This window comes from Gaiella sp. (assembly GCF_035558935.1).
In the GTDB taxonomy this organism is placed as follows: Bacteria; Actinomycetota; Thermoleophilia; order Gaiellales; family Gaiellaceae; genus Gaiella.
Map to the genome: position 1 here is coordinate 1 of NZ_DATMBZ010000123.1, position 6,484 is coordinate 6,484.

Annotated in this window: 7 protein-coding genes; 4 read left to right on the forward strand and 3 right to left on the reverse strand. The window is 73.1% G+C overall.

Annotation, left to right across the window (positions count from 1 at the left end; all coding sequences use genetic code 11):
- The 3 genes from VNM44_RS12105 to VNM44_RS12115 form a co-directional block, all read right to left on the reverse strand.
- Positions 1–409 (reverse strand): helix-turn-helix domain-containing protein (locus VNM44_RS12105; protein WP_325626140.1); only part of this gene is annotated, 409 nt, incomplete at its 3' end.
- Between the two features lie 134 nt (positions 410–543).
- Positions 544–1,512 (reverse strand): ROK family protein, encoded by a 969-nt coding sequence (locus VNM44_RS12110; RefSeq protein ID WP_325626141.1) that lies wholly within the window; start codon positions 1,510–1,512, stop codon positions 544–546.
- Positions 1,509–2,024, reverse strand: a complete 516-nt coding sequence (locus VNM44_RS12115) for a nitroreductase family protein (RefSeq protein ID WP_325626142.1) — start codon at positions 2,022–2,024, stop codon at positions 1,509–1,511. Before VNM44_RS12115 ends, VNM44_RS12110 begins: the two co-directional genes overlap by 4 nt.
- 20 nt (positions 2,025–2,044) lie before the next feature.
- Between VNM44_RS12115 and VNM44_RS12120 the strand changes: the two genes are divergently transcribed.
- Genes VNM44_RS12120 through VNM44_RS12135 form a run of 4 tightly spaced genes read left to right on the forward strand, consistent with a single transcriptional unit; the run spans position 2,045 to position 6,473 of the window.
- Complete coding sequence (locus VNM44_RS12120; RefSeq protein ID WP_325626143.1) at positions 2,045–2,257, forward strand: hypothetical protein; 213 nt, start codon at positions 2,045–2,047, stop codon at positions 2,255–2,257.
- Positions 2,244–2,651 carry a nuclear transport factor 2 family protein gene (locus VNM44_RS12125; protein WP_325626144.1) on the forward strand — a complete coding sequence of 136 codons (408 nt, stop codon included), beginning with the start codon at positions 2,244–2,246 and terminating at the stop codon, positions 2,649–2,651. Before VNM44_RS12120 ends, VNM44_RS12125 begins: the two co-directional genes overlap by 14 nt.
- Before the next feature lie 35 nt (positions 2,652–2,686).
- Complete coding sequence (locus VNM44_RS12130; protein ID WP_325626145.1) at positions 2,687–5,821, forward strand: FG-GAP-like repeat-containing protein; 3,135 nt, start codon at positions 2,687–2,689, stop codon at positions 5,819–5,821.
- A gap of 13 nt (positions 5,822–5,834) precedes the next feature.
- On the forward strand, positions 5,835–6,473 hold the full coding sequence (locus tag VNM44_RS12135) for an RraA family protein (protein ID WP_325626146.1): 639 nt from the start codon (positions 5,835–5,837) through the stop codon (positions 6,471–6,473).
- The last annotated feature ends 11 nt before the right edge of the window (positions 6,474–6,484 follow it).

Genomic DNA, 6,484 nt, shown 5'->3' on the forward strand with positions numbered 1-6,484 from the left:
CGAGCCGGTCGAGCACGGGCCCCGGCGCACCTCCGCGGTTGTCGCGGTGCGCCCGGCGCTCGTACCGGACGGCGCCCGTCATGTCCTCGACCGAGACCGCGAGGTAGTCGACGTTGACCTCGAGCCCGATCCCGACCACGACGTCGGCGAGCTCTATGGCGACCCCCGGGCGTCCGATGCCGCGGGGCGCCGTGGCCTCGCCCGTCTCTCGGAGCAGGTCGAGTGCGATCAGCTCGGTGACGAGGCTCGAGACCGTGCCGCGCGTGAGCCCTGTCTCCGCCGCGACCTGGGCGCGCGACCGTGGGCCCGCCGACGCGACGTGTCGGAGGACGACGGACAGGTTCGCCCGGCGCACCGTCGTCTGGTCGGCGGGAAGCGAGGCTCCACGAGGGGATGGGAATGGGGACATCGGCGGCGTTTGTATGGAAGGCGCCCAAACTAAACGGCGCCGTGCTCGAGTGTCAACCGGGCTCAGAACTCGAACGGCAACGAAGCCTCATGCCGTCGAACGCCTCGGGCGACGCGCTGCGCCTGCCGACGAAGTCATTCCGATTCGAGTGCTCGGCGGGCGAGGAGGCTGGCGCCGATCGCGCCACCCATGTCGCCGAGCTCGGCGAGGCGGTACGAAGGCGCCTCCCGGAAGAAGGTGTGCCGCCGCGCCGCCTTCTCGATCCGCCCGAGCCACGAGGCGCCGAGTCGCTCTCCGAGGCCGCCGCCCATGACGACGAGCTCGACGTCGAGGAGCGTGACCGCGCTGCCGATCGCGACGCCGAGCGCCTGGACGGCTTCGTCGAGCAGCTCGGTGGCGACGGCGTCGCGCGCGTCGAGCGCCCTCAGCCAGATGCCGCTCGTGAGGGTGTCACGGCCGCGCTTGTGTTGCAGTTCGAAGAGGATCGTCTTCCGCTTCCGCGCCTCGCGCCTCGCCCGCTGCTCGAGCGCGCCCCGCCCCGCGTAGGCCTCGACGCAGCCCCGGAGGCCGCAGTTGCAGCGACGGCCGCCGGGCTTCACACAAACGTGCCCGATCTCCCCGGCCGAGCCGCGGCCTCGCACGAGCCTTCCGTCGAGCACGAGGCCGCCGCCCACGCCCGTTCCCCAGAAGACGCCCAGGAACGATCGCGTGCCGCGACCGGCTCCGTACCGCCGCTCGGCCTCGACGGCTGCGCTCACGTCGTTGCCGACGGTGACGGGGATCCCGAGCCGCTCGGTGAGGACCGGCCCGAGGGGATACGGGCCCTGCCAGTCGTCGATGTTCGGCACCTGCTGCACGGTGCCGGTCGAGCCGTCGACCGCGCCCGGAGCGCCCACGCCGACGCCCGTGAGCTCGCGGACGCGCAGGCCGGCGTTCGTCGCAGCCTCGGTGATCGTGAGCGCGACATCGCGCGCGACCGCCTCGGGCCCGCCGGTCGGCGTGTTCCTCCGCGCCTGGCCCACCACCTTGCCCCCGCGGCGGGTGACGACCGCCTGGATCTTGGTGCCGCCGACGTCGACGCCGCCGCGGAGCGGCACCGTCACGGGAGCCGCCGCACCACGTCGCCGAGCGGCCGCCGGTTCGCGCGTGCGCTCCAGTCCTCGGCCGTCCGGGACGCCGGGTCGCGCAGGCGTTCGGGCAGCCCGAACGTCAGCACGATCACCGGCGTCTCCTCCTCGCCGAGCTCGAGCGTGGCGTGCAGCGCGTCTCGCTCGGCGATGCCGTTCGGGCACGACGCGACTCCCTCGTTCCACGCCGCGAGGAGCATGCTCTGCGCGGCACGGCCGGCATCGAACGAGACCGGTCCCTTTCCCGTCACCACCACTGCGACCACGAGACCGGCCCCGAGCACGTTGTCCGGGACGTAGACCGTCTTGGCGACGGCCTCGACGCGGCTTCGGCCCTCGGGCACGACGAACGTCCACGGCTGCCGGTTGGACGCGGAGCCTGCCAGGCGGCCGGCGTCGAGGATGCGCCCGACGACGTCGTCGGAGAGCGGCTCCGGGCGATACCGCCGCTGGTCGCGGCGGCTGGCGATCGCGAGATAGGTGTCCACCCGAGTAGCGTAAGCGCGCGATGACCGACCAGGCCACTGTGAGCCTCCTGCGCTGGCTGCGCCGCCAGCTCCGGCAGCCGACGCCACAGCGGGAGCACCTCGAGGCGGCGGTCGCGAACGACGATCCGTCCGAGGCGCGGAGGCTCCTCGATCTCTTCGACTTCACCGAGGCCCAACGACGGCACGTCGAGGGCCTGATCGAGGAGTGGGAGCGCAGCCGTGCCCACGGCTGACGCGCGCGCCGCGAACGAGGCCATCGTCCGGCGGATCTTCGACGCCTTCGCCCGGAAGCAGGGGTTTGCGTTCCGCGACCTCTTCGCAGCCGATGCCGTCTGGACGGTTCCGGGCGACGGTGCGATGGCGGGCGTCTACCGGGGGCGCGAGGAGATCTTCCGCTTCCTCGCGCGGCTGCCGAAGGAGACGGACGGGACGTACGCGTCGCACCTCGTGGACGTCCTCGCGAGCGACTCGCGGGCCGCGGCGCTCTACCGGGCGTCGGGAGAACGGCTCGGACGGCGGCTCGACCTCGACCAGGTGCTGCTATTCCGCCTCGAGGACGGCCTCGTGCGCGAGGTGCTCGCGCTGCCGTCGGACCCGGGTGCGTTCGAGGGCTTCTGGGCGGACTGAGCGCGTCGCACGGACGCGCGTACCATCTGTCGCCGATGAGCGCTCCGGCCATCGCCGCGCCCGGGAGACCGTCGCTGCGGATCCGCGGCACCTCGTACCCGGTGCTGCTCCCGACGCTGCGCGACCCGCGACTCCACCTCGCCGCGGTGATCGTGACGCTCCAGGTGCTGGGGCAGACCGCGTTCGACTTCCAGCTCTCGATCGCCCAGATTCTCGTCTCGCTCGTGACGTGCGCGGTGCTCGAGGTCGCGATCGCCCTCCGCCGTCAGAAGGTCCTCATGTGGCCGGCGAGCGCGCTCCTGACGGGGAACGGCGTCGCGTTCGTGCTCCGGGTGCCGGGCACCGAGCACGGCGACTGGTGGAGCATGAACGGCTGGTGGCTCTTCGCCGGGACGGCCGCGGTCGGGCTCCTCTCGAAGTACGTGATCACCTTTCGCGGTCGCCACATCTTCAACCCGTCGAACATCGGCCTCGTCCTCTGCTTCGTGCTCTTCGGCCCCGAGCGCGCCGACCCGCTGCCGTTCTGGTGGGGGCCGATGTCGGTGTGGCTCGCCCTCGCGCTCGTCCTGATCGTCGGCGGCGGCCTCGCGATCCTCGCGCGCCTGCACCTGACGCCGATCGCCGTGGGGTTCTGGCTGACGTTCGCGGCCGGCATCGCGGTCCTCGCGGCGACCGGGCACGAGATGACGGCCGCGTGGCACCTCGGGCCGATCGGGGGCCGCGAGCTCTGGTGGACGCTCGTCACGTCACCCGAGGTCCTCGTCTTCCTCTTCTTCATGATCACGGATCCGCGGACGATCCCGGAGACGAGGCGCGGCCGCCTGGCGTACGCGATCTCGGTCGGCCTCGTCGCCCCGCTCCTGATCGCGCCGTGGACGAGCGAGTTCTCGGCGAAGCTCGCGGTGCTGGGGTCGCTGACGATCGTCTGCGCCGCGCGCCCGCTGCTCGTCCTGGCGGGAGGGCGGGCCCCGTTCGCGCGGATCGTGGCCTGGACGGGCGGTCGCACGCGACGCGTCCAGCTCGCGACCGTCGGGGTCCTGGCGCTCGCGGCCGGCGGCGCGGTCGCAGTCGCGGGGGTGCTCTCGTCGGCGGCCGCCGACGTGCCCGCGGCGCTCGCCTCTGGCCGTGTCCCCCACGTGACGGTCGCTTCGGGGAAGGGCGTCGCGGCGATCGACGACGCGACCGCGCGGAGGGTCGCCGCGGCGTTCGTCGCCGACCTCGGGGACGCGGCGGAGTCCCTTCGCGCGCGCGACAAGGCGTCGGCGCGACGATCGGCGACGGGTTCCTGGCTCGCCGAGCTCTGGCGGCGGATCGACGCCGGCCGGAACGGCACGCTCGACGTGGCGACGTACGACGCCGAGCGCGTCCGGCTCCGGCTCGAGCGGGGCAAGGGACAGGGGCCGCCGCTGATTCTCGCCACGCTGACCGGCAAGTCGCAGACGACGACGTACGGGCGGTCTGCTGCGGTCGTCGTGCGACGGGACGAGCCGCAGCCAGTCGTGCGGACCTTCGAGCTCGTCGCGACCGGCGGCCGCTATCTCGTCTCGGGCGTACGGGGAGAGGCGGAGCGGGCTCCGACGCGAGCCGCCGCCGTGCCGGCCCGGTTCAGGCTCACGGACGTCGCGGCGAGCGTCGGGCTCGACTTCCGGCACGGCGCCTTCCGGTACGGCGTGTCCGTCGACACCGGCGCGATGATGGGCGGGGGCCTCTGCTGGCTCGACTACGACGGCGACGGGTGGCAGGACCTCTACGTCGTCAACTCCTACGCCCAGAGCGACGTGCCCGGGTACGACTCGCACGGTGGCCTTCCGTCGAGCCGGCTCTACCGAAACGTGAAGGGCCGCTTCGTGGACGTCACCGCCTCGACGGGCACCGGGCTCGAGATGCGGGGCAGCGGCTGCGTCGCCGCCGACCTCGACGGCAACGGGACGACCGACCTCGTCGTGACCACGGCGAGCTACGACGTCGCGCGGAACGCGTACGACGCCCTCCTCTGGAACAACGGTGACGGCACCTTCACCGAGGGCGCGAAGAAAGCCGGTATCGACGAGCCGGGCTGGCACACGGGGGCAGCGGTGGCCGACGTGAACGGCGACGGGAAGCTCGACCTGTTCGTCGCGGGCTACACCGACGTCAACCACCGCCTGCCGGGCTCCGAGTCCGGCTTCCCGGCCGATCACGCCGGCGTCCGCGACCTCCTCTTCCTGAACGAGGGAGGCGCCGGGACGCACCCCACGTTCCGCGAGATCGGTCGCGCCGCGGGGCTCGAGGCGCGGCGCCTCGACCACGGTCTCGGCGCGACCTTCACCGATGCAAACGGCGACGGCCGGCTCGACCTCTACGTCGCGAACGACCTCGACCCGAACCGGCTCTACGTCAACGAGCCCTGGCCGGGCGGCGCGGCGGCCGACCCGCGCGGGCTCGGCTTCCGGCTCGTGGAGCGCGGCCGGACGGAGGGGCTCGCCGACCCGGGCGCCGGGATGGGGATCGCGGCGGGCGACTACTCCGGCGACGGGCGGGAGGATCTGTTCGTGACGAACTCTCGCGGCCAGCTGCACGCTGCGTACCGCAGTCGCGCCGGGAGAGCCTTTGTCGACGCGCGACCGGACTTCGCGCCGGCGCTCGGCCAGCAGTTCACCGGCTGGGGCGCGAGCTGGACGGATCTCGACCTCGACGGCAACCCCGAGCTCGTCCTCGCGAACGGCTCCATCCCCGTGACGAGCCTCGCGAAGGACGCGCAGCGGCTGCGGGTCGTCACCACCGACGGCGGTCGTGTGCGGGAGCTCGAGACGGGCGCGTCAGGGCGCAGGAACGGCCGCGGGGTCGCGGTCGCGGACTTCGACAACGACGGCGATCCCGACGTCGCGCTCGCGACGATCGGGGGCCGGTTGCAGCTCTTCCGCAATGACGGCGCCCCGGGTCACTGGCTCGAGGTGTCGCTCCGGCGGTTCGTCCCCGGCGCAGTGGTCACGGCCCTCCTCCCCGACGGCCGCCGGATCGTGCGCGTTGCGCGCGCGGGGAGCAGCTACCTCTCGTCGGACGATCCGCGGCTGCTCTTCGGGCTCGGCGCGGCGACGTCCGTCCGTCGGGTCGTCGTCCGCTACCCCGACGGAAGCATCACGAGGATGTCCCGGGTGAAGTCCGATCGCATGGTCGTCGTCGCGGGCTGAGGCGGAGGAGACGGTGCGCGGACGGTTCGCAGTGGTGCCGACGGCGGCCCTCGTCGACGTCCTCGACGACCTCGGCCGACGCGAGCAGACGCTGCCTCCTTCGATCCGGCCGCTGGCGGCGGGGATGCGGGTCGCCGGACGGGCGTTCACCGTCGAGGGCCGTCCCTCCGAGCACGACGACTGGGACGGAGCGATCCGTAAGACGCTGCGGATGCTCGGCGAGGTGCCTCCGGAGCACGTCGCGGTGTACCAGTGCCACCAGGAGCGCTCGGCCCACTTCGGGGAGCTCTCGGCGACGTCGCTCGCGCGCCGCGGCGTCGCCGGCTGCGTGATCGATGGCGGCTGCCGCGACGTGCGCCTGATCGAGGCTCTCGGGTTGCCGGTCTTCACCCGGTTCGTCACGCCCGAGGACTCGACGTGGCGCTGGGAGGTGACCGCGACACAGGTGCCGATCACGATCGGGACCGTCCGCATCGAGCCCGAGGACTGGGTCGTCGGCGACGAGGACGGGGTCGTCGTCGTGCCGGGGGCGCTTGCGGCGGAGGTGCTCGTCGCGGCCGAGACCAAGGTCGGGACGGAGAACGCGATCAGAGATGCCGTGCGCGACGGGATGTCGCCGCTCGAGGCCTACGAGCGCTTCGGCACGTTCTAGGCCCCCCAACC